20 protein-coding genes are annotated in these 21,693 nt (G+C 43.6%); 14 read left to right on the top strand and 6 right to left on the bottom strand.

The genetic code is table 11. The annotated features are described in order from the left end of the window. Window positions 1–93 precede the first annotated feature (93 nt). The gene (locus tag ACH59B_RS23970) at window positions 94–771 is read right to left on the bottom strand and encodes a CidB/LrgB family autolysis modulator (RefSeq protein ID WP_016822732.1); all 678 of its coding nucleotides are present in this window, start codon (window positions 769–771) and stop codon (window positions 94–96) included. Beyond that, window positions 768–1,139 (bottom strand): CidA/LrgA family protein, encoded by a 372-nt coding sequence (locus tag ACH59B_RS23965; protein ID WP_016822733.1) that lies wholly within the window; start codon window positions 1,137–1,139, stop codon window positions 768–770. The genes ACH59B_RS23970 and ACH59B_RS23965 overlap by 4 nt, the downstream gene beginning before the upstream one ends. A 131-nt stretch (window positions 1,140–1,270) precedes the next feature. Between ACH59B_RS23965 and cidR the strand changes: the two genes are divergently transcribed. Continuing rightward, entirely contained in the window at window positions 1,271–2,176 is a 906-nt protein-coding gene (cidR, locus tag ACH59B_RS23960; protein ID WP_349365379.1) for a cidABC operon transcriptional activator CidR, read from the top strand. 63 nt (window positions 2,177–2,239) lie between these two features. Here the strand turns inward: cidR and ACH59B_RS23955 are convergent, their stop codons facing one another. Together ACH59B_RS23955 and ACH59B_RS23950 are read right to left on the bottom strand one after the other, a co-directional pair. After that, on the bottom strand, window positions 2,240–2,413 hold the full coding sequence (locus ACH59B_RS23955) for an aspartyl-phosphate phosphatase Spo0E family protein (RefSeq protein WP_013373596.1): 174 nt from the start codon (window positions 2,411–2,413) through the stop codon (window positions 2,240–2,242). A gap of 134 nt (window positions 2,414–2,547) precedes the next feature. Further along, entirely contained in the window at window positions 2,548–3,624 is a 1,077-nt protein-coding gene (locus ACH59B_RS23950; RefSeq protein WP_126666466.1) for a diguanylate cyclase, read from the bottom strand. 168 nt (window positions 3,625–3,792) lie between these two features. Here ACH59B_RS23950 and ACH59B_RS23945 point away from each other — a divergent pair, with 168 nt between their 5' ends. From ACH59B_RS23945 to ACH59B_RS23935, 3 genes are read left to right on the top strand one after another with little or no spacing between them, the layout of a single operon-like run. Beyond that, window positions 3,793–6,165, top strand: coding sequence for an ATP-dependent DNA helicase (locus tag ACH59B_RS23945; protein ID WP_126666465.1), 2,373 nt, complete (start codon window positions 3,793–3,795; stop codon window positions 6,163–6,165). Further along, the gene (locus ACH59B_RS23940) at window positions 6,155–6,664 is read left to right on the top strand and encodes a MarR family winged helix-turn-helix transcriptional regulator (RefSeq protein ID WP_016822737.1); all 510 of its coding nucleotides are present in this window, start codon (window positions 6,155–6,157) and stop codon (window positions 6,662–6,664) included. The genes ACH59B_RS23945 and ACH59B_RS23940 overlap by 11 nt, the downstream gene beginning before the upstream one ends. A 38-nt stretch (window positions 6,665–6,702) precedes the next feature. Then, entirely contained in the window at window positions 6,703–7,311 is a 609-nt protein-coding gene (locus ACH59B_RS23935; protein WP_126666464.1) for a pentapeptide repeat-containing protein, read from the top strand. Window positions 7,312–7,387: 76 nt separating this feature from the next. Here the strand turns inward: ACH59B_RS23935 and ACH59B_RS23930 are convergent, their stop codons facing one another. Beyond that, window positions 7,388–7,981, bottom strand: coding sequence for a hypothetical protein (locus ACH59B_RS23930; protein WP_285693503.1), 594 nt, complete (start codon window positions 7,979–7,981; stop codon window positions 7,388–7,390). 214 nt (window positions 7,982–8,195) lie between these two features. Here ACH59B_RS23930 and ACH59B_RS23925 point away from each other — a divergent pair, with 214 nt between their 5' ends. Next, window positions 8,196–9,152 (top strand): nucleoside hydrolase, encoded by a 957-nt coding sequence (locus ACH59B_RS23925; protein ID WP_013373589.1) that lies wholly within the window; start codon window positions 8,196–8,198, stop codon window positions 9,150–9,152. A 131-nt stretch (window positions 9,153–9,283) separates the two neighbouring features. Here the strand turns inward: ACH59B_RS23925 and ACH59B_RS23920 are convergent, their stop codons facing one another. Further along, window positions 9,284–10,468, bottom strand: coding sequence for a HAMP domain-containing sensor histidine kinase (locus ACH59B_RS23920; protein WP_126666462.1), 1,185 nt, complete (start codon window positions 10,466–10,468; stop codon window positions 9,284–9,286). Between the two features lie 368 nt (window positions 10,469–10,836). On the opposite strand from ACH59B_RS23920, the gene ACH59B_RS23915 reads away from it, so the two are divergent. The 9 genes from ACH59B_RS23915 to ACH59B_RS23875 all read left to right on the top strand — a co-directional run bounded on the left by ACH59B_RS23915 (window position 10,837) and on the right by ACH59B_RS23875 (window position 21,691). Further along, complete coding sequence (locus ACH59B_RS23915) at window positions 10,837–11,442, top strand: hypothetical protein (protein WP_126666461.1); 606 nt, start codon at window positions 10,837–10,839, stop codon at window positions 11,440–11,442. Then, window positions 11,426–11,938: a hypothetical protein gene (locus tag ACH59B_RS23910; RefSeq protein WP_016822743.1), complete on the top strand. Its 513-nt coding sequence runs from the start codon at window positions 11,426–11,428 to the stop codon at window positions 11,936–11,938. The genes ACH59B_RS23915 and ACH59B_RS23910 overlap by 17 nt, the downstream gene beginning before the upstream one ends. Before the next feature lie 14 nt (window positions 11,939–11,952). Continuing rightward, a complete protein-coding gene (locus ACH59B_RS23905) occupies window positions 11,953–12,330 on the top strand; it encodes a DUF4280 domain-containing protein (RefSeq protein ID WP_017428631.1) in 378 nt (125 codons plus the stop codon). A gap of 48 nt (window positions 12,331–12,378) precedes the next feature. Then, window positions 12,379–15,126 carry an NlpC/P60 family protein gene (locus ACH59B_RS23900; RefSeq protein WP_285693498.1) on the top strand — a complete coding sequence of 916 codons (2,748 nt, stop codon included), beginning with the start codon at window positions 12,379–12,381 and terminating at the stop codon, window positions 15,124–15,126. A gap of 88 nt (window positions 15,127–15,214) precedes the next feature. Beyond that, a complete protein-coding gene (locus ACH59B_RS23895) occupies window positions 15,215–16,684 on the top strand; it encodes a discoidin domain-containing protein (protein WP_016822746.1) in 1,470 nt (489 codons plus the stop codon). Between the two features lie 26 nt (window positions 16,685–16,710). Next, entirely contained in the window at window positions 16,711–18,126 is a 1,416-nt protein-coding gene (locus tag ACH59B_RS23890; RefSeq protein ID WP_285693493.1) for an NADase-type glycan-binding domain-containing protein, read from the top strand. A 24-nt stretch (window positions 18,127–18,150) separates the two neighbouring features. After that, window positions 18,151–19,341: a hypothetical protein gene (locus tag ACH59B_RS23885; protein WP_025366084.1), complete on the top strand. Its 1,191-nt coding sequence runs from the start codon at window positions 18,151–18,153 to the stop codon at window positions 19,339–19,341. A 25-nt stretch (window positions 19,342–19,366) separates the two neighbouring features. Beyond that, the gene (locus ACH59B_RS23880; RefSeq protein ID WP_025366083.1) at window positions 19,367–20,560 is read left to right on the top strand and encodes a hypothetical protein; all 1,194 of its coding nucleotides are present in this window, start codon (window positions 19,367–19,369) and stop codon (window positions 20,558–20,560) included. A gap of 60 nt (window positions 20,561–20,620) precedes the next feature. After that, entirely contained in the window at window positions 20,621–21,691 is a 1,071-nt protein-coding gene (locus ACH59B_RS23875; RefSeq protein ID WP_236633976.1) for a hypothetical protein, read from the top strand. Window positions 21,692–21,693 lie beyond the last annotated feature (2 nt).

Raw genomic sequence — 21,693 nt, 5'->3', positions numbered from 1 at the left:
TCACCACTGCTTTAAGCGAAAAAGGGTCCTACAAAACAAAAGCAGCGATTCTCTATTCATAAGAGAATCGCTGCTTCATTGTATACAGATGGCTTACAGCATCAGGTGGAACAGGAATGGGGCAGCCGCCAAGGTAAAGAGAGCGGCGAGCACCATCGAGATGCTGGAAATCGTACCTGTCAACGAACTGAACTCGAACGCTTTGGAAGTACCCGTACCATGAGCACCGGTACCAAGCAATACCCCGCGTGAAACCTCATTTTCAATCCGAAATAGTTTGACAATCATCGGGCCGATAATAAGACCGCTCAATCCGGTCAGAATAACGAATACAGCCGTGACCGTCGGATTACCGCCAATCGTTTGCGATACATTCATCGCAATAGGTGTCGTAATGGAGCGAGGAATCAGGCTGCTTAGCAGCGAGGAGTCCAGGTGCATCCACTTGGCGAGCGCCATGGAGGACAGCACGGCTACGACAGATCCAGATAACACGCTAAGCACGATTTGAGCCGCGTGTTTTTTTAACACAGGGAAATATCGGTACAAAGGGACAGCAAATGCAATCGTAGCTGGCTGTAGCAGCATGGATAGAAAATGAGCGCCTGAATTATAAGAACGGTAGTTCACACCCGTCAGCGTCAAAATCAAAATGATAACCACAGGTGTAATGAGCAATGGGGACAAATACACCTTGGGCAATGTGCGGTACATGCGTTTGGCCATCCAGTAAATAGCAAGTGTTAATATAATACATAGAAGACCGGTCATGATGATTTATGCTCCTTTCGTTTGCCAAGCAGACTGGCGATCATACCTGTGCAGGCCATCACCAGGAAGGTGCCGAGCAGCACGACCAGCATAATGCTCATGCCATCGTGTTCCAGCATTGGCCAATAATTCATAACACCAACAGCAGAGGGAATAAAGAATAATAGCAGCTCGGCCAGCAACCAGTTAGCGCCAACCTCGATCCAGCTTAGTCGAACCACGCCCGTTTGCAGCAGAATAAAGAGAATCAGCATACCGATGATACTACCGGGTACAGGCAGGTGGAGCCAGGAGACCACCGCATTCAGGATGAGCGAAAAGGCCATCAGGACGGCGATCTGAAGGACACCGCGTATGAAGCTTTTCATATATAAAGTCTCCTATCTTCGAGATCCGTTATTTTCAAACTGTAATGAAATTTTACATCACAAGCTTTCATGAGTAAAATGCATATAAAGAATGAAGTCTATTCCGTTTGTCTATGGAAGAAGGTGTAGCTTTGGATATCCGACATTTGCAATATTTTCTGGAAGTCGCGCGGTTGCGCAGCTTTACGAAGGCAGCCCAGAGCATGTTTATTACTCAGCCGACGATCAGTAAGACGATTAAAAGCCTAGAAGAAGAATTGGGAGTTACTCTGTTCGATCGGATTGGCAAAAAAATCGAACTGACGGATGCGGGCAAGGTCATTGAGCTTCAGGCCCAAGCGATTGTGAAGTCCTTTCAGAGCCTGTCCTCGGAACTGAGTGATTTGATGAACCTGAAAAAAGGACATATCCGTATTGGTCTGCCTCCTATGGTCGGATCGAGCTTTTTTCCGCGTGTCATTGGAGAATTTCACAAGGCCTTTCCCGATGTGACGATTCAATTGTTCGAGGATGGAGCGAAGAAAGTGGAACAGGACGTAGAAGCTGGCGCGCTGGATATCGGGGTGATTGTGCTGCCACCGGTTGGAGATATGTTCGAGACATTCCTATTTGTGGAGGAGAAGTTGAATCTGCTCGTTCATCCTACGCATGCATTGGCTGAGTGCAAGGAGGTGCAGCTATCTGCGTTAGCAGAGGAGGCGTTTGTGCTGTTCCGTGAGGATTTTACGCTGCATGACCGTATCATTGCCGAATGTGTTCGTGCCGGCTTTCAGCCGCGTGTAGTCTACGAAAGCTCTCAATGGGATTTGATTAGCGAAATGGTTGCTGCCAACCTGGGAGTAGCGTTATTGCCAGAGGCGATATGCCGGGATTTGGATTCCGAACGTTTGCGTGTTCTTCCGCTGGTGGACCCTGTCATTCCTTGGCATTTGGGGATGATTTGGCGGAACGATCGGTATCTGTCCTTTGCGGCCAGAGAGTGGATATCCTTCACACAGCGATTGTTGCGGACAGAATATGGCGGAAGTCGTCGGTGAGAAGGACGGAAGTGGCTTACATCATAAAAAAGCTGCCCTGAGGGGCAGCGAAGTAGCTTGCTTTTATGAGTGTGTTTGGTTGATTGCGCGCTTGGTGTGAAGGTACTTGTCCATAATACGGTCAAGCCTGGAGGATTTGTCCAATACACGTTCATCTCTTAATCCGTGTAAGTCAGCCATGCGATTCAGTTCACGGCGTTCTTTTTCCATGAGTTTTTCCAATTGTTCGAGGTTCACAAAGCCCACCCCCCATGTCGATTGTAAGGCATGTCTCCACTAGCGGCAGAAGTTTTTTTGATAACGATGTTATTTCCATTTTACCACTTTTTATTAACATTAATCCAGCTTTCCTGACATTTAGCGACTAATAATTATGGTTTTGCCAACTTTACCCGATTGCGTCCTGACCGTTTAGCTTCATATAATGCTTCGTCTGCTTTTTCGAGTATGTGCCTTGATGCAATGACAGGAGAACTGCCTGCTCCGATGGATACGGTTAAAGAGATTATGGTTCCGTCATTCAAGAGAAAACATTCATTTTCCACAGCTTTCCGAATCTTCTCAGCAAAGCTTGCCGCCTTTTCGGTATCACAATCTCCGAGTAAAATTGCAAATTCCTCTCCGCCCTTACGGGAGGGATATGCTCTTGTTGTAGATTCCCGGTTTAACAGAATTCCCAGTTGGCTTAAGACGGTGTCTCCGTTCAAATGGCCATACGTATCATTAATTTTTTTAAAGTGGTCAATATCTAGCATCACGAGTCCAAAGGGTTTTTTTGTAGTCTTGGAAGCATGAAGTACCTCTTCGAACAGCGCATCAAAAGCACGCGGACTGTATAACCCGGTTAAATGATCCCGGTTTGCAGCTTCTTCCAGCAGATGAATAGCCCGTTCTGTTTTTTTGATATGGGACATCATAAAATAAGTGAACAAGCCGCCAAGCATCTTAACGGTTGTGATTATTATAATAGTTTCCGAATTCGGAGGATTAGCCACAAAGAAAGTAGATAACAGCGACACAACAACAGCTCCAAGCACGGCTGACATCCATTTGCTGAGTGTTAGTCTTTTTTCTCGAATAAAGATAAGTGAAACGACTAATGTCATGAAGCAATTGACAGTAGCAGTCAAAGAAATATCCGTCCAACCTCCAGTGATGTAAATACGGTACAGGCTTATGATCAGAGTGGTCAGCAGACCGGATACCGATCCCCCCATATAAACAGATATGATAATCGCCAGTTGGCGCAGATCAACCACAAAGTGCCCACGGATCCATAAACCGGTCATCATTAACAGAATGCCAAACAGACCCAGCATTAAACCGTTCATTACCCGATGAATGAGTGCGTGGTTTTTCAGGTAACGTTCATATTTCCGGGAAAATAAATTTCCAAAGAATAAGAAGTTCGTTAATAACGCAAAATTGTTAATTAATTCTTTTAACATATCCCTGTCCTTTATGCTGTAATGTGAGTTGTAGTATCGTTGGGAATAAAGTAAAAGGCCTCGTTTCTATATTTCGGTAAAAAGTAGATATGAATGAATACCAATCGACCACAAACGATTCTTATGTCCCTTACGTTTCGTTGATCTACGTGGTACAGTGTAAGGACTATGACCGGAACGGGTGATCGTATGAAGGAACCAATTCACATTTCGGTGCGTCCACTTGTGGAATATGTGCATCGAAGTGGCAGCATTCAGAGCGGCTTTCGTTCGAATAGCAGTATGCAGGAAGGAACTCGCGTGCATCAGGTTATTCAGAAAGGTTACAAGGAGCATGACCGCAAAGAGGTGCATTTACGTACAGAAATTTTGTATGAGGGCGAATTGTTTATCATTGAAGGCCGCTGTGACGGATTGATTGAGCTGGATGGCGTATGGACGGTTGATGAAATTAAATCAATCTCTCAGCCCCTCGAAGATATTCAGGGGGACGGCCAGCCGGTGCACTGGGCACAAGCATTTCTGTATGCCTATATGATTGCTCGTGAGGAACAGCATCATTCCATGCAAGTTCAACTTACTTATGTACAAGCACACAGTGAAAATATTCGCCGCTTCAGACGGATGCTAGCTTTTGCAGAGCTGGAGGCTTTCGCTCAGGAAATGATTGCTGGTTATGCGCCGTATGCATTCCTGCTGAGAGCACATGCGGAGAAGAGGGATACCAGTATTGCTATGTTGGAGTTTCCTTTTGACACGTATCGCTCAGGTCAACGAACTCTAGCGGGTTCGGTGTATAAGACGATTGCCGAAGGGGTTAACCTGTTTGCCAAAGCACCCACAGGTATTGGTAAAACGGTATCCACTTTGTATCCTGCGATTAAGGCGATTGGCGAAGGACTGGCTAGGCGAGTATATTATGTAACGGCTCGTACCACCACTCGGGCAGCAGCTGAAGAGGCATATGCCCGAATGCAGGCCCGAGGGCTGCACATGCATGTGGTAACGTTGACGGCGAAGGATAAAATTTGCTTCAAGGATGAAAATGATTGCGATGCAGGAGCATGCAGCATGTGCGAGGGCTATTACGACCGGATTAACGGTGCGGTGTCCGATATTTTGGCGAATGAGACGTTAATGACGCGGGCGGTGATTGAGCATTATGCGCGCAAGCATAAGGTATGTCCCTTTGAATTTTCACTAGATGTGGCGTATGCCTCGGATGGTATAATCAGTGATTATAATTATGTTTTTGATCCACGGATTTCTCTGAAAAGATTGCTGGAGGAGCACAAGCGAAAAGGTGTTGTGCTGGTGGATGAGGCGCATAATCTGGTGGAACGCGGTCGGGACATGTTTTCGGCGGAAATCCTGAAATCTTCTTTTTTGGAACTGAAGAGAGAATTTAAGTTGCTTAGCCCTGAGATTGCTGCGGCTGCGAGTGCAGTGAACGCACATATGATTACGCTGCGCAAGCTGCATGCAGATACAGAAAAAGCAGTGGAAACATCAGCACCGCAAGGGGTGCTAGAGCTGTTAGTGCCTTTTGTGGAGGCAGCTGAACGTGAACTGGTGGCGGGGAGCAGTACAAGCCGCGCAAGCAGTGAGAGGACGGCCTACGCATTGCTTCTGGATACGTATTTTACCGCTCAAAATATGCTGCGAATCGCTGCTCTATACGATGAACGTTACGTTACTTATATTGAAGCGGGGCGCAGTGAGGTGAGGATCAAGCTGTTCTGCCTCGATCCTTCGCATTTGCTGGGACAGGCTGTAAAGAACTACCGCTCAACTATATATTTTTCGGCGACATTGACACCGCTTGCTTATTACCGGGACATGCTCGGAGCAAGCGAGGAAGACTATACGTTACAGGTCCCTTCCCCTTTCCATCAGGAGCAATGGGATGTACGCCTGCTGCCGCTCTCCATCCGTTATCGGGATCGTGAGCGTTCCAAAGGGGCGATTGCCGATATGCTGGCTGGATTGGTTGCGGAGCGGAAAGGGAACGTCCTTGTGTTTTTCCCGTCTTATCCGTATCTGCGTGAGGTATACGAGGAGTTCATGCTTCGGGACGTGTCTGCAGATACGTTGGTACAAAGTCCAGGTATGACCGAACCGGAGCGTGATCGGTTCCTGGACACCTTCCAGCCTGGGCAAGAGCGTACCCTGCTTGGGTTTGCCGTACTGGGGGGTGTGTTTGCTGAAGGCGTCGATTTACCGGGTGATCGCTTAAACGGGGTAGTGGTCGTCGGCGTCGGCTTGCCGCAAATTGGAGCAGAGCGGGATGTGCTGCGGGATTATTTTTCGGAACAGGGACGAAATGGTTTCAACTATGCGTATGTATATCCGGGGATGAACAAGGTTCTTCAGGCAGGAGGCAGACTTATTCGCACAGAGCATGACGAAGGGCTGCTGGTCCTGGTAGATGATCGTTTTGCCAAGGAGCCATATGCTTCTTTGCTGCCAGATGAATGGAAAAGCTACCGTTTGACGGAACAAGCGGATTTAAGGAAGGAATGGATGGACTATGAATTTTAATTTTCATAATGACTCCATACGCGGGGTGCTGCGTAGCTTTGGACATGAGGATGCCGAAGTAGATAATATAGAGACTTTTGTGACATTTGCGCGCTTGGCTAACGGTATTTTCAGGGAAATGGATACAGATTTGACCAAGTTGGGGGCTTCTCAGGGCCGGATTATTGTTCTTAGTCTGTTGCATTGTCATGCGCCGCATCGCATGACACCATCGGAGTTAGCGGAAAAAGCGGATGTCACGCGTGGAACCATGACGGGGCTGATCGACGGTCTAGAGCGAGATGGAATGATTGAACGTGTGGCTCATGAGAGTGACGGACGGATGGTGACTGTCGGCTTAAAAGAGGCAGGACGAGAGCTATTAAGTAAGATAGTCCCTTATTATACGAAGCTGATTCGGTCATGCATGTCTGAGTTTACGCCACAGGATCATAAGATGATGAAGGGTTTGCTTGGAAAAATGAAAAACGGTTTTGAGCGGTCGTTGCCGAAAAGCTGAATTCCTAGTGTCGGGAATAAGGAATAGGAGAGGGAAATATGTTCTTTTATACAGATGAGGTCTATGAATCCCGTGATTTTGGTTCGATGGATGCCAGAGAAGGCGAATGGAGAAATTGCGAGTTTACCCGTTGTCGCTTTCGGGGTGTAGAGATGAATGAGTCTCTTGTAGAAGGCTGTACCTTTGTGGACTGTGATTTTACCGGAGCTATCCTGAATGCATCTCACTACAAGGAGTCTGCTTTTACCAATTGTCTATTCACCAGCGCGAATCTGTTTGTAGTCCGGTTTGATAACTGTAAGCTGGTAGGTTCAGACTTTGCGGGAGCAAATATGGATGGGATCACGATTACGGGCGGAGACTGGTCTTATACGAACTTACGTCATGCAGATTTAAGAAAACAGGATTTGCGAAAAATACGCTTCAAGGAAGCTGATTTATCCGAATGCCATCTGGAAAAGGCAGATTTGCGGGAGGCGGATCTTACTCGGGTAAGGCTGCACAAAGCCCACCTTCAAGGAACAGACCTGCGCGGTGCGAAGATGGATGGCGTGAATTTTAAAGATTTGGACATCACCGGAGCTAAGCTAGATATCGAGCAGGCCGTAGCAGTGGCCCGCTCCTATGGAGCCAAGATAGATGGTTAAAAGCACGGAGATACAAGGGCTGTCTCGACCTGTGTTACCCCGTGCTGGAGAATTGGAGAATACTAAGTCTGAAAAATTATTCTTTATGGGATGCCGGCAGTAGCGGAATCGCTGCTGCCGGATTTTGATTTGGCAACTGATCAACTCCCGCGGGATCTAGAGGCTGCTGTGGTACCGTCCAGTTGCGTGCCGTATCTGCGGCAGTTTGTTGCTCCAGCAGGCGTTTGGCCACTTCGTAGCACTCATCGATATGCCGATTCCCAATGGTTCGCATCGCAGTAAAGCCAATCGCTGCGGCTAGTCCTTGCCCCAGTAGAGGGACAAACTTGCTAACCTGCTTGGTGGCGATGCGAATGCCCATTTTCTGCAAAATCTTCACGATGGCTTCTCGGGTGATGAGTCGTCCGATTAGCTTGCTGCCAATTGAAGTGATAAAGCCATACACCATCGACTTTGTTTCTGCATCCAGACCCTCCAACTGCTGCTCAGATAATCCGAATTTTTCATTAATGGCAGGCAGTAGCTGCATCAAAATGCCGACATCAGCAAGAACGTCAGCCCCTGGAATGGGGACCAATACAGCTCCCCCTGAAGCTGCGGCCCTTTTCGTCACCATGGATTTACACTCTTTGCGGATCTGCTCCAACTCTTCTATTGTTCGGACTGTCATATGCATCTCTCCTTCCTACGCTTCCGATTAGGACCCATGCCTCTACCCTGTTATTACACACAATTCTACCTTTTTTAAGCATGGAGCAGATAAAAAAATCCCTGATGCACGTACTATCACACATTTACTCCTGTGTAGCGATCAGGCATAATGAAGGATGGTTGCCGATAAAAGAACAAGCCTGTTTTACGGGGATAAAGGAAGGAAGAGACAGATGAGTCAGACAAACGTTTATTTTAATCATGATGGTGGAGTGGATGATCTAGTATCCCTGTTTATGCTGCTTCAGATGGAACAGGTTCATTTGACCGGAGTATCGGTTATTCCAGCAGATGGTTACCTGGAGCCGGCGACGGATGCCAGCCGTAAAATTATTGATCGTTTTGGACAAAATAAAGGGCCTGTTGAAGTCGCCAAGTCTAATTCACGCGGTAAAAATCCGTTTCCTGCCGCTTGGCGTTTACATTCCTTCTATGTAGATGCATTACCTGTGCTGAATGAATCGGGGCGAATGGAAGCACCGCTTTCATCCCTGCCAGCTCATCAGCATCTAATTGAAAAGGTACGCGGAGCTGAAGGTAAAACGCTGTTGCTATTCACTGGACCGCTAACCGATCTGGCACGGGCGCTGGATGAAGCACCGGATATTGAAGCCAAGATTGAAAAGCTGGTATGGATGGGCGGCACCTTTGAAAAAGGGAATGTGGAGGAGCCGGAGCATGACGGTACCGCAGAGTGGAATGTATTCTGGGACCCGGAAGCGGCCTATCGAGTATGGCAAAGCGGCATCACAATTGATCTGGTAGCGCTGGAAAGCACAAGCAAAGTGCCTTTAACTCCAGCCGTACGCAATCGTTGGGCTGCCGAGCGCCGATATGAAGGCGTTGATTTCCTGGGCAATTGTTACGCAGGATGTCCTCCGCTCGTGTATAGCGAGACCAACTCAACATATTACCTGTGGGATGTACTGACCACTGCATCTGTAGGACGCCCGGATATTGTCAAGAAAAAGACGGTGCATTGCAGTGTTATCGCAGAAGGCCCAAGTCAGGGCAGAACGGTGGAACAGGCGGATGGACGCCCTGTGAACCTGGTATATGATACAGACCCGGAAGCCTTCTTTACGTATATGGCGGATTTGGCCAAGCAGGCTGCTCCCAAACGTTACTAAGTCCAACTGTCCACAAACGTGTGGCATACAGTGATCATACTACCTAGTGCGTATGCATAGCTAAAACCCGTGACGCTATCTGTCACGGGTTTTATTAATTGGCCCAATATGATCGCAAGCCTACCGTTTGTTCAGGCTGACTCCTGGTATATTTTCAGGGTAAACTGGAGCGTAATCTCCGTCCCTCTACCAGGTTCGCTAATCCCTGTCATTTTACCATTCATTCGTTTCAACAGCTGTTTGGTAATCTGCCAACCCAAGCCGGGATTGTCATATGAGGGAGGGTACCCATGGTCATGCTCAAGCCACAATTTCAGCTTATTCGGAGATATACCAATTCCGGTATCCTTCACCCGTACTTCCAATTCAACCTCAGGCGCATCGGTCACAGATTGAGTGGTTGCAGATAAGATGACTGATCCTGTGCTTGTAAACTTCACTGCATTATCCACCAAATTAATCAGCATACGCCGAATTTTAGCCTCATCCCCGATAAAAATAGGCGAACTGGCAAGATTCCAATCCAGCTTCAATTCTAAATTCCGTTGCACAGCTACTTCTGTGTACAAGCTCAACACATTTTCCATCATCGTTCTCAGGTCAAATGGGTCCTCAAGATCATCAATCTGTCTGGATTCAATATTGCTATAATCCAAAATATTATTCAGCAGCATCAAAAGTGAGCGACTGCTCGACTCCATGATACTCATATATTGCTGTTGTTCTTCTGTTAACTCCGTGGTCAGCATGAGATCCGTGGCTCCCCAAATTTCAGTGAGCGAAAACCGAATTTTATTACTCAGGGAAGAAATCAAATCCAGCTTGTTCATAGAAGAGACTTCAGCATCGAACTTGTCTTTTTCCAGTTCTACCACATAACCCAGAAATACAGCCATAGCCTGAAGAGCCTTTATTTCCGTTTCTGTCAAATGGGCAGATGGCGCATCCAAAACACAAATGGTTCCGTAAGCCTGACCATCTTTCATGCGAATAGGAATTCCTGTAAATGAGTGGTTCCCAATGGTTTTAGTCACATCTAAACCACATGTATACGGGTGAGTAGACGTTTCCGAAATGGTGAGATAATCGGCGGAATGGTTCAGCACCAGACTGCAATAGCTAAGCTCAAAAGGAAGCTCCTCACCATTGCGAACCAGTACCTCTTCCCGGTTAAATGAATCTAAAATCACATTGGTAACCCCATCATTAGCGGCAATAAAAATGGTATTTACATGTAAAATATCACTCAGCACATCAATGACGTGTGCGGTAGCTTCTTGAATACTATTATAAAAACCTGTAGGTGAAGTAGTCATGTGTCTCCAATCCTGATGCAAAGTGGTGGTTATCAAAACTCTAGTAGTTTGTGTACCCCATTCCTGGTTCTCTGAAAGTGTTGTTGGAGCGTATCGTTAATTATACATGATTATTTCATTATAAACCGAGCTTTCTACTTCGATTTACCTATTCATTTGCACAAACCTTCATCTCCTAGGTCTAGTCTACAGTTTTTCTAAGAGGTATGGGGTATGCGAGTACACATTTATGAAATCATAAAATGATTTTTTTGGGTTTTTATACATTCGTTTGCAATCTCATCATATGAAAAAAGTGTAATTAAATAGGAGAATAGAACCAGTAAAATCATGTAAATATTCTATATAATAGGTTCAGAGGTGGAATTATGAATAGACTGGAAGCCCTAGATCACTTCCATAAGACCTATGGGGAAGCTGTGTTGAATCAGAAATTACATCAGGTGGCGTCTTTGTATGAGCACAGAAAAGAAGAGCTCATCTTCTCTTTTATCCATTCCTTTCAATTGATCTGCCTGCAAGCGAATTCTGCAGAAATGGCCAAAATAAGAATCGGATATATTACCTATTCTATGCGGCGCACATATCTGATGGATCGCAATTATAACTATGTCATCGAGATGTATGGTAAGGATTGGTACTTTGACCCTCAACCTTGGCATGGAACCTATGATGCAGGCTGGGCGTTCAGCTTGTTGGCAGAAATGGAGGACGAACTGAATCAGCTTCGAAAACCTTATATGAATAAGGTTATTCAGCCTGATGTCGAGCGATATGTCCTTCAGGCTGCGTGGGAATTTCATCAATACATTTTGAAATTAGCTAAAGACGCTATACAGCAGGCTGTACAACTCCCTGAATTCCAAGCATTGAAATGCGAGAACGATTTGGAAATAAGAATAGGAGAGTATAAAGGAATCAGTGAGGTGGTGTATCCAACAGCTTATGGAGTACTACATGATTCAACAGGATAATCGTATTACAGAGTATATGTTTCCAGTAGAGACAAATCGTAGACAAATGTTGGAATGGGCAGAACGCTCATTGTGTACTGATGAAGAGTCTATTTTGCAATGTTATGTATCAGGCGATGCGGACTATATTGATTTTATAGAGCAACCAGTAGCCATTGTTTCTGAGCAACTAAAGGAAATCTTTGATATATACCAAGCCGGATTACGCTGGAAGCTGATTGTTTTTGCTGATATGCAGCGTATGCAGCAAACGAGGTATTGGCTGGCTCATCCGCCTAGCCTGATGTGTTTATCACCACTTAGCGAATGTCATAGGGACGGTACACTGAAGAAAATCATTTTAGATGAATATGCAGTCGAGAATCATAAGATATTCAGGGTTCAGCATGCCAATCAGCATATCATTGTGGACCTAGATGTAGCTGAATGTATTTTGAAGTTTAATCTGGCTGGCTTGAAATTACAAAAGGTTGATACGGAGAGGCCGTCTATATAAAGGAGAGTCCGATCATGAGTGAGAGCTATGTAGTGGACGGGGCACAGATACAGTGTACCTATGGAAGTCATTCGGGCAGGTTTAGTGTTTCAGCTAACAGGGGGATTAGTATTGGTGATAAATTGCAGGGGAATATTCAGGATTTTCACCCGCAGACGCATATCCCATCTTTCGGCATGTGCCGTAGTATGCACAATCCTACAGTTTCTTCTGCTAACAAGGGCAATTCTGGAAGAATCATTCCGCAACCCTGCATACCCAGCGTGTCTATGCCTTGGTTGAATGGAAAGAAGGATGTATACGTAGATCAATCTCCGGCTCTGATGAGCTGCTCCACGAACCTATGCATGTGGTGCGGGAAAATTTCATTCACGTCAGATGGGCAGGAATAGCTACTCATTGTAGAAACATCACATGTTAAGACAAATGGGGGGAGTAAGATGGGACTGGCAGGAACTGTGCTGACTTATGGAAATATTAGAGTGAATGCGCCGTATGAAATTGTCCGTCTACTGGATGTTCAATTGACACTGAAGGTAAATGAGCACGGCAAAGTGTACATCACTGCTCTCATACCGGATGAAGATCATGCGAAATATGATGGTTTAGCGCATGATGAGGATGTGCTAGAGGTATACGAGATGGATGAAGATCGAGGCACAGTAAGCATCTTTAAAGGAATCGTCACCCATATTAGAATTGGATTCACAAATGGTGTATATCACATGTACATAGAGGCAGCCTCTTTTACATATATGCTGGATCGACAACGGAAAAATCGTTCGTTTCAAAACAGCAGCTTGACGTATTATCAATTGTTTCGGGAGCTTATAGATAGCTATCCACACGGCGATTTTATTGACCTGACAGACAGCAACCAAAAGCTCGGCGGCTTTACTATTCAGTATGGGGAGAGTGATTGGGAGTTTCTGAAAAGGATGGCCTCTCATCTGCACACTGGACTGATTGCCGAGATTACATCCGTATTTCCGCGGCTATGGTTAGGTACCTCAAAAGAACAGGTGAAAGGTGAACTGAGCAGCATTAACTTTTCCCTCCAAAAAACAAAGTCAGGCCCCCAGTATACGTATGCTGAAGTGGAGGACACGAAACGTTTTGAACTTGGAGATGTGGTCTTGTTTCGACGAAAGCATTGGGTTATTGATCAGATTCATGCAGAGATGAAGCAGGGCATTATGACATATGACTACGTTCTCGTTCCAGAAGCGGGCATTCCGAGGGAGGTTATACATAATCAGTTTATCAAAGGTGCTTCTATTGAAGGGAAAGTTATTGAATTAAATAGCGAAAACGAATCCGTTAAACTTCACTTGTCCGTAGATTCCACGCAGTCCAAAGCTGAAGGGTGCTGGTTTGCTTACCCCACTATGTATACCGGTGATGGGATCGGCTGGCATTGCATGCCCGAGCTTGGGGATCATGTCCATTTGTATTTTCCATCCAACAAAGAAAAGGAAGCTCGTGTAGTTCAATCCCTGCGTAAGAGAGACTACACAGGAGATGAAATCAGCCAGCCATCCAGAAAGCTGCTTCATACCAAATCACAAAAAGTGGCGAGATTCGATGATAAGGAATTGGCCCTCTCCACCCAGAAAGACAAGATACTTGTACGCTTAAATCCTGCATCTGGTATTCACGTGTACAGTCATCACGATCTTACCTTTCACGCCGATACAGACCTGGTGCTGCATGGCAAAAAGGTACAGATGACCGCTACTCGCGAAATATCTCTGACGTGCAAAACCAGCTATATCCGAACCGATGGAACACTTCATATCAAGGCTAGTAAGTTCATGAAAAATCAGATGCCTGATGCCGAATTGAAAGCTTATCAATCCCTGATTCAAGAATTGAAGGGGAAGGGATATCCACAATGGGTACAGGATTTGCTGCTTCAGTACAAAGCCGACTACTACAAGGCCGTGGCAGCAGGGGACAAAAAGGGGGCCAAGGAAGCAGCGGCCAAGGCCAAGCAATTGCGTCAGCAGGTGGCAGAAATAGATCGTATGCCTGCCTGGGCCAGAGCGCAAATGCATGGATACACGTCCCAATGGTGGGAAGCGCATGGCGCAAACGACAAGGCCAAGCAAAAGCAGATGCATCTTCTCGCCAACCAACTGCGTGACAACGTGCTAATCAACGAGCTGATTCGTGGTCATTCAGCCAAATCCTATCTGGATGCGAATCGGCTGGAGGAACTGTCCGGGCAATACGCAGATGCGGCCCATAAGCTGACCGTTGCCGACCAAAAGGCTATTGCTAAGGAAGCGGCCGCTCTGCGGAGTAAGTACGGGGTGAACAGTCAGCTTGCCAGAGAGAATTTGAACAAGCTTGCCAAGAAGTATCCAGACAGCTTCTCGTACAAGCTACCAACTACAGGCAATTGGGATAAAGAGCTTAACGCCGCACTGCATGATTTTGCGAAAAAATACGGCCTGGAGAATAAGGGCTATGGTCGGGATGTACTGGCCGTATACCTGCATCAAGTAGCCAATGGTATTCTTCCATGGCCTAAGGTTAATAAGGCTGCAACGCCAGCAGCTCCAACAACGAAAACGGAACCGGGCAAGAAGACGCCGACTACTCCTGATAAACCGTCGAAAGAGGAAACGAAGCCTACACCTTCCAGCAGTTCTGCCGAGGAGAAAAGGAAAGCCATTGTAGAATTCGCCAAGAAGTTTTTAGGCAAAATTCCTTATTGTATGGATACCAAAATTAGAACGATGAAGCTAGACCCTAATAATCCCCCTATATATATGGACTGCTCTGATTTTAGTTCCTCGGTGTACTTGACCATATTAGATGTGCATATAGGCGGTACTACAAGAGACCAAATCAATCGGGGGATAGAGGTTGACCACCAAAGTTTACGCACTAAGGGGGATTATAAAAACCTGAAGTTAGGTGACTTAATATTATTTGACTGGAAAAAAAGGGAGGGAAGACAACCAAATCATGTAGGTATGTATATCGGGAATGGGGAATTTATTCACGAGCATGGTAACGCAACTAAGCCTAGTGAAATGGATTCAGATATAAAGCCTTCTCATAATGTAACGATAGATAAATTAAGCAAAGATTGGAAGGGGTCTTACGGTCGTATATATACAAACGTAATAGCAGTTAAGCGTATTATTCAAGACGATGGATCAATTAAAAATAAATAGGGATAAGGAAGTACAGAATCACATAAAGGAATTGGGACAACCCGCTTAATGAAGGGGATTTTTGGAGAGTGTAAAGAGAGGGGAAATCATGCGTTATATAAAAGTGGCTTTGATTATTGTATTTTCAGTGTTGTTGTCTGCATGTACAGCAACCACAGATGGAGACATTGTTACATCTTCGCAGTCTCCCAATATACCATCAAGTAATGAAATTAAGATAAATCAGGATGCCGCAAAGGGGACTGAAAAGAAAGAAAGTTGGCTTTTGAATGGCCAAGAAGGCGTAGAAGATCGAGTTCAATTCTTGACCGATTTAGATGATCCTACTGGAAAAACTAATATCCGTATCGACGACCTGATTGACACTATGCAAACTCGTGAAGAACGTATAAAATATCGCGGCTCACAGGTAGATGTCGGGAGAATAACAAGTGACGGCAGTCGTATGGCGATTATAAGAGATGTTTATGGGGAGCAACCAGAGGAGCCACTTATTATTGAAGTGTACAATCTGGATACGGAAGAAAAAGAGCAAGAGTTTAAATTGCCGCCAGCTGCCCAATATCCTGTTGTCTCTTCTGATTTAAGTAAATATTTATATGTAATGAATGGGCATTTGTGTTTATATGATGCAATAAGTAACCGAACTACAGAAGTGAAGAATGAAAAGGGTGAAGCAGACGTGAGCAATATTTCTCATGGGCAAGGAGTTTTTTCACCGGATAACACCAAGTTTTATTTTGTGGATGGTCAGTCAGGAATCGTAATGCTTGATCTGTCTGGCAATAGTGGTGCAAAGCGCCTGCTTGTAGGAACTGGTGTCTCCAGCGTTATGCAATGGGGTCAGGGGAACCAACTTATTTATACAACTTATAAAAAAGATAATACTTTCATAAACGATATTTATTCACTAGATATATCCACTGGAAAAGTACAGTTTATAACTAAAAATGAGGGCGACTTTATTCTATCTCCAGATCAAAAAAAATTAGTACTGGCAGATGATGAGGTTGTAAAAATGTTCATGATTGATATAGCCAGTGGAAAAAAAGAAGATATCTCGTCCATTGTAAATGGAGAAGGTACTTGGGTAGTACCAATACAGTGGATAAATACAAAAACCGATTATATGAAGTATAGCAACAAGGTCGAAGTGGAAAAAATAACGGCCTCTTCCACATTGCCTAATCAGGGGAATCGTTCTTTTCGTGTGGACAATTTAACGGATGATAATAATTTAACCCCTTGGTGTGAAGGATCTAAGACAGGTGGAGTAGGGGGAACGGTAACTATAGATTTGGGTTCAGCTCAAGAGGTCAGAGGTATAGAGATGGTTGATGGAATTATATGGGTTAACAATAAGTATATAGACATGAATACCATCCAGAGGATGAAACTTGATTTCTCGGATGGACAATCGACAGTGCTTGAGAACAGTGACACACGTTTTAAATTCGATGAACCTATACGAACTTCTTTCGTAAAGATTACTATCCTAGAAGTAAAAAAAGGCGTGGACTTCCCAAATACATGTATAGGTGAGCTGAAGTTATTGTGATGAATTGTAGAAAATGAGGAAAATCTATGATGCAGATAAGTAAAATCGCGTTATTAGTCATAATCTTTTCCATGCTATGTAGCTGTATACGATCGAACGAGAGCCAAAAAGTAGGACCAGAGCGAGATGAAACCCATGCTGCTGTCTCTCAGTCCAAGAAGCTTCCCCCACCAAAAAAGTCCGTAAATTGGTTGTTGTTTGAAGCGGAAAATGGAAACATGCCTATGGATTTTTTAGCTGACATGGATGATCCTACAGGCAATACCTATATTGATTTAGACGACATTATAGGTAAATTACATGCAAGTGAAGGTGAGGCGTATCCTGAATCTGAGTTGTATCTGGATAGGTTCTCGGATGATGGCAGGCGTATTGCCTTATGTAGAGAGTCAACCGAATTGAATTATTTAGTGATCAAAATCTTTGATCTGTCTACCATAAAGAAAATAACTGAATTTAAGGTGCCGAATAGGGACTACGCCGTTATGTCTCCTGACTTGCGGAAGTGTGTTTACACAGAGGATGCTGCCTTTTTTTATTATATAAATCAGATGCAGAAAACGAAAGCATTAGGACATTTATACGATGGTCACTATCTCGTTCTTCCCGTGTTCTCACCTGACAGTAACCAATTTGCCCTTGTAGATAGTAACCATAATATATTGATCTATGACTTGTCCAAGAACAAGCTAATCCAACAAATCAAGTCAGGATTAGACGGCATACAGATTGAACAGTGGCTGTATAACGATCAAATGGTCCTTTATTCAAACGATAATGATAAGGCTTATGTGCTCAATATCAGGACTGGGGAGAAGAAGTTACTAATGAAAGCCACAGAATCTCCTGTTATAACCTCGGATAACCACAGGGTTGCTTATTTGAACTTGAAGGGTGAAATCCAACAACGAGACATCCAAACAGGTCTGCCTATAAAATACTCCAATGTGTTCCACAGGATAGGCTATAACGTGTCCCCTACACAATGGATACAAACTACAACGGATTTGATGAAATATCGGAAAAACATTCCGGCACAGAGAATTGTTGCTTCATCTACACTTCCAGATCAGGCGGGGAACTCCTATGCTGCCCGTAACATCATGGATGGAGATGCGAGAACAGCCTGGTGTGAAGGAGTTAAGGGAGACGGGAACGGGGAGTGGATCAGAATTGATTTCGGCTCTATGCAAGAACTAAAGGGGTTTGAGCTTATCAATGGTTTAGCTAAGTCATCTAATGCTTTCCAAGCAAATAATAGAGTTAAACGAATGAAACTGGAGTTTTCAAATGGACAGACCATAATGGTAGATAATGATTTTATAAGAAACGAATTTCTTGATAAGCCCATTCATACTTCATTTGTGAAAATATCGATTGAGGCCGTAGAGCGAGGAACCAAATATCACGATACCTGTATGTCGGAGATACGATTCTTCTAGCATCCCTAACAAAGGAGAAGGCATATGAAGTGGAAAGAACCAACGTTTGGTGCAACCCCTATGTTGAAAGCTTTAACAACCGCTAATGCACACAGAAAAGCACAGGCTTTTGATCTGGTGGCAGAACAGAAGAAACAGAAACTGAATTACCCCGACTGGGCCCAGTCCTGGCTGCGTAAATACAAAGAGGACTGGTACATCGCTCAAGCCAACGGTGATGAGGTTGGCATGCGTAAAGCACAAAAGCTAGCAGAGGGGCTGCGAAGCAAATTACGTGAAATGGCCACATTCCCCAAGTGGGCTCAAGAACAGATGCAAAAAGAAATCGTTCGTTGGATGACTGCGGAGGCAAGCGGAGATATCAGGGAAAAGCTGGCTGCTGAGAAGGCTGGACGAGCAATTCGCGAGAAGCTAGGTTTGATCGATACGAGTACTAAAGCACCACCAGAAGTACCCATTACCACTGAATCGAAAGATGAACCTATAAAAACGAACGTAAAGACTCCGGCTGGAAAATGGATACCTGCTGAATTCCAGTATAACGGTAGTTCTAAAGCTGAAAAAACATTTAAAAGACGCTCATTAAAATTCACTAAAATGCAATGGAATCAGGAAAAGATACACGGTTTGTGGGAAGCTACAAAAAAGATACAAGAAATGTATGACATTCAGATTGATCCCCGTTTTTTGTTAGCAATTATTATTCAAGAAGGAACAGGCAGTTTTAATACTAGCAGTACAAATAGGGCAGCCGATGGTGAACATGGTGCTGAAACTAATTATGCTAAAGATTTGATGAAAGCCAATAGCTTAATATTTGGGAAAATATTGGGCTATATATACTATGGTCAGGAATTCAGAAAGGCCGTAGTAAAAAACAATAAATTGAGTGGGATTACGGGTAAAGGAAACGTTTTTCAATATTGTAATTGGATCACACCAATCATTAGAATGAAATCAAAGCAAGTTGATTGCGGGGAATATGCTAGTGATAACCATTGGGGTGAACATGTGCAGGAAGTTTACAATTTATTTAGTGGGAATGAAGCTTCTAACTATGAACAATATCTGTTGAGTCTCGATAAAAGTGTGGCTCAGAAAATTGCTGCATCCGAAGGTATTAAGCTTCCTAATGTTAATTTTAAACCTGTGCAAAATGGTAACGATAGCAAAAAAAAACGTAACGGAGAGTGGACAATCGTTGGTAAACGATAACTATAATGAGAAACGAGGAAAAGATATGTACAGGCAAGGCTACGGTTATCTCATTATAATGCTTGTAATGATATTGGCGTTAACTGCATGTAGTTCTTCGTCTATCCATGATTTTAATAGTGGGGAAACAGCTACCACCAAAGTTAAGCAAGAAGACACTGGCTACTATCCAGATAAAAAATTAGACAAAGCCAAAAATGTTGTATCTGCCGATCCTAAACTCCTTCAGGACGACGACTTTGAAGTCTCATATCGGTCGCACAAGATTGATAAAAATACGGATATTAAAGAACTTATCCGTAAGTGGGGTTATGGTGAAGGATACGATAACTTCAATCGGGGATATGTTAGTGGAAATGGAACATATAGAAGATGGAGCTTGTCTTATCCTAAATATGAAGATCCAGAAATTGATTTTGTAGTCTTATCTAAAATTGAACTTGAAGGGGAGGAATTGGTGGATGGTGAAAGTTATCTAGTAGCTGTGAGCTTGGAGAATCCCAAGTTTAAAACCAAAAGAGGATTGAAGATTGGTGATACACTTAGCAAAGTACTACAACTTTACGGACAACCAAGTATTGTGAAAAATGGTAATGTTATTTACTCCAAAGATGGCCAACATTTGAGTATTAATTGGGATACTAAAACAGAGAAAGTAAATAATATTTTTATTGAATATAACATGGAAAAATCCGTTAAGCAGCAACGTAGTGGTGATTACGTAGAAGAGGATGCTCAGCCCGATCCTGATCTAGAACCATATACTATTCAGAGAGAACAATCATTTACCACCCCTCTTAATGGATGGGGAGAAGTAAAGTTTATATCCACTTTAAAAGATGAGGATATGAATGATCTGATTCAAGCAAAGTTTTTTTTGGAAGTTAACAGTGACAAAAATGTGGAAAACAAGATCCTGTACGAATTCCCCGAATTTTATGGTAACAACGGTAAAATGATTGATAGGATCAAAGCAGTAAGTTTTAAGGATTTGAATCAGGATGGACGTACGGATATTGTTATTATTGCTGATTATATCACCGGAGTTAATGCACACGGAATAGAGACACTGCCTGTCGCGGGGATTTATTTTCAGAGAAAGGATAACACATACACTACTCTTCCTAAATTGGATAAGAATATTAATCAAACAGGCCATAATCAAACGCTTCAAAATGTCATTCAATACGTAAGCAAACAACGGATAAACGTGCAGTAATTAATATAAAAAAGGGAGTTTTGTGAAATCAACTTTATAAATAGAATACTATTGTTAATATTGTTAACTAGTCTGTTTTTGAATGGATGTTCAGTAGAACCTACGAATGAGAAGCAGCAGGCAGTTGACCCCACCAATCCTAGCACTCAAGTGATAGAGCAAGAAGCCGTGACTGAGCCAGAGTCTGCTGCTCAAAAACAAGATCGAAATAGTAATGTTGCGAATCCGATTAATAAAAGAAATGGAAATTACGTCGCAGATTCTAACACATTAGATCAGTTTATAAAGAAAGTCCAACCCTCAAATGAGCAGCTTCAGAGAATATTTAAAGAAGATTTGGACCTTGATGGAAAGCCGGAATATGTGCTTGCTTTTGGATTAGAAAAAGGGGGGATTGACAACATATTTGTAGTCCGGGAGGATGCTGGCTATCACATCATTGGTAAATTAGAGGACCCAGTTATGGTTGCACATCTTAATATAGACATGAAAATTATGAAATTAGATCAAACAGAACAAAAATTTATAGTTGTATATTCAACTAGCGAAGTGAATGAGGCAGAAGGCTTCTCTATATTTGCTTTGAACCATAACCAAATTAACAACCTTAATTACAGTTATCCAGAAGCAACAGGGCAAGGGAGCAGGAAGCTAGAGGACATTAATAAAGATGGTGTTTTTGAGGATGTGAGTTACTACCGTTTTCAGGATATTCAACAACATATGATAATAACATATCAAAAATTCGACAGCACCGGACCCGAAAAAACAAAAGTACTATACGAGAATGGAAATAAAAAATTTGTATATCCCACGGTTCCCAAAGATATTATTCAAAATTATTTGGAAGATCATTATCTTATGAATCGCTTCTTGATACACTTGCCTGAAATGGCGGAATTCACTGCGTTGTCAGCAAGCCCGAAAAATCATTTTGAAGATTTTTCCGCTATGGACTATACGGGATTAGATCTGAACATAAAAGAGATTGCTAATGAGGCTAATCAGCGGACCTTTTTAGTAAGAAGTAATTCAAGTGAAGAGAAAAAAGACCAAGGACTTGTTTTCACGTTAGAAAAGCAGTCAGGCAAGTGGAAGATTATGAGTATAGAGATGAACGATAAATTGTAGAA

This window comes from Paenibacillus sp. DP01 (assembly GCF_044784315.1).
Classification (GTDB): Bacteria; Bacillota; Bacilli; order Paenibacillales; family Paenibacillaceae; genus Paenibacillus; species Paenibacillus polymyxa.
The sequence above is the reverse complement of the archived record's forward strand: the minus strand, read 5'-3'. Positions and strand labels throughout refer to the sequence as shown.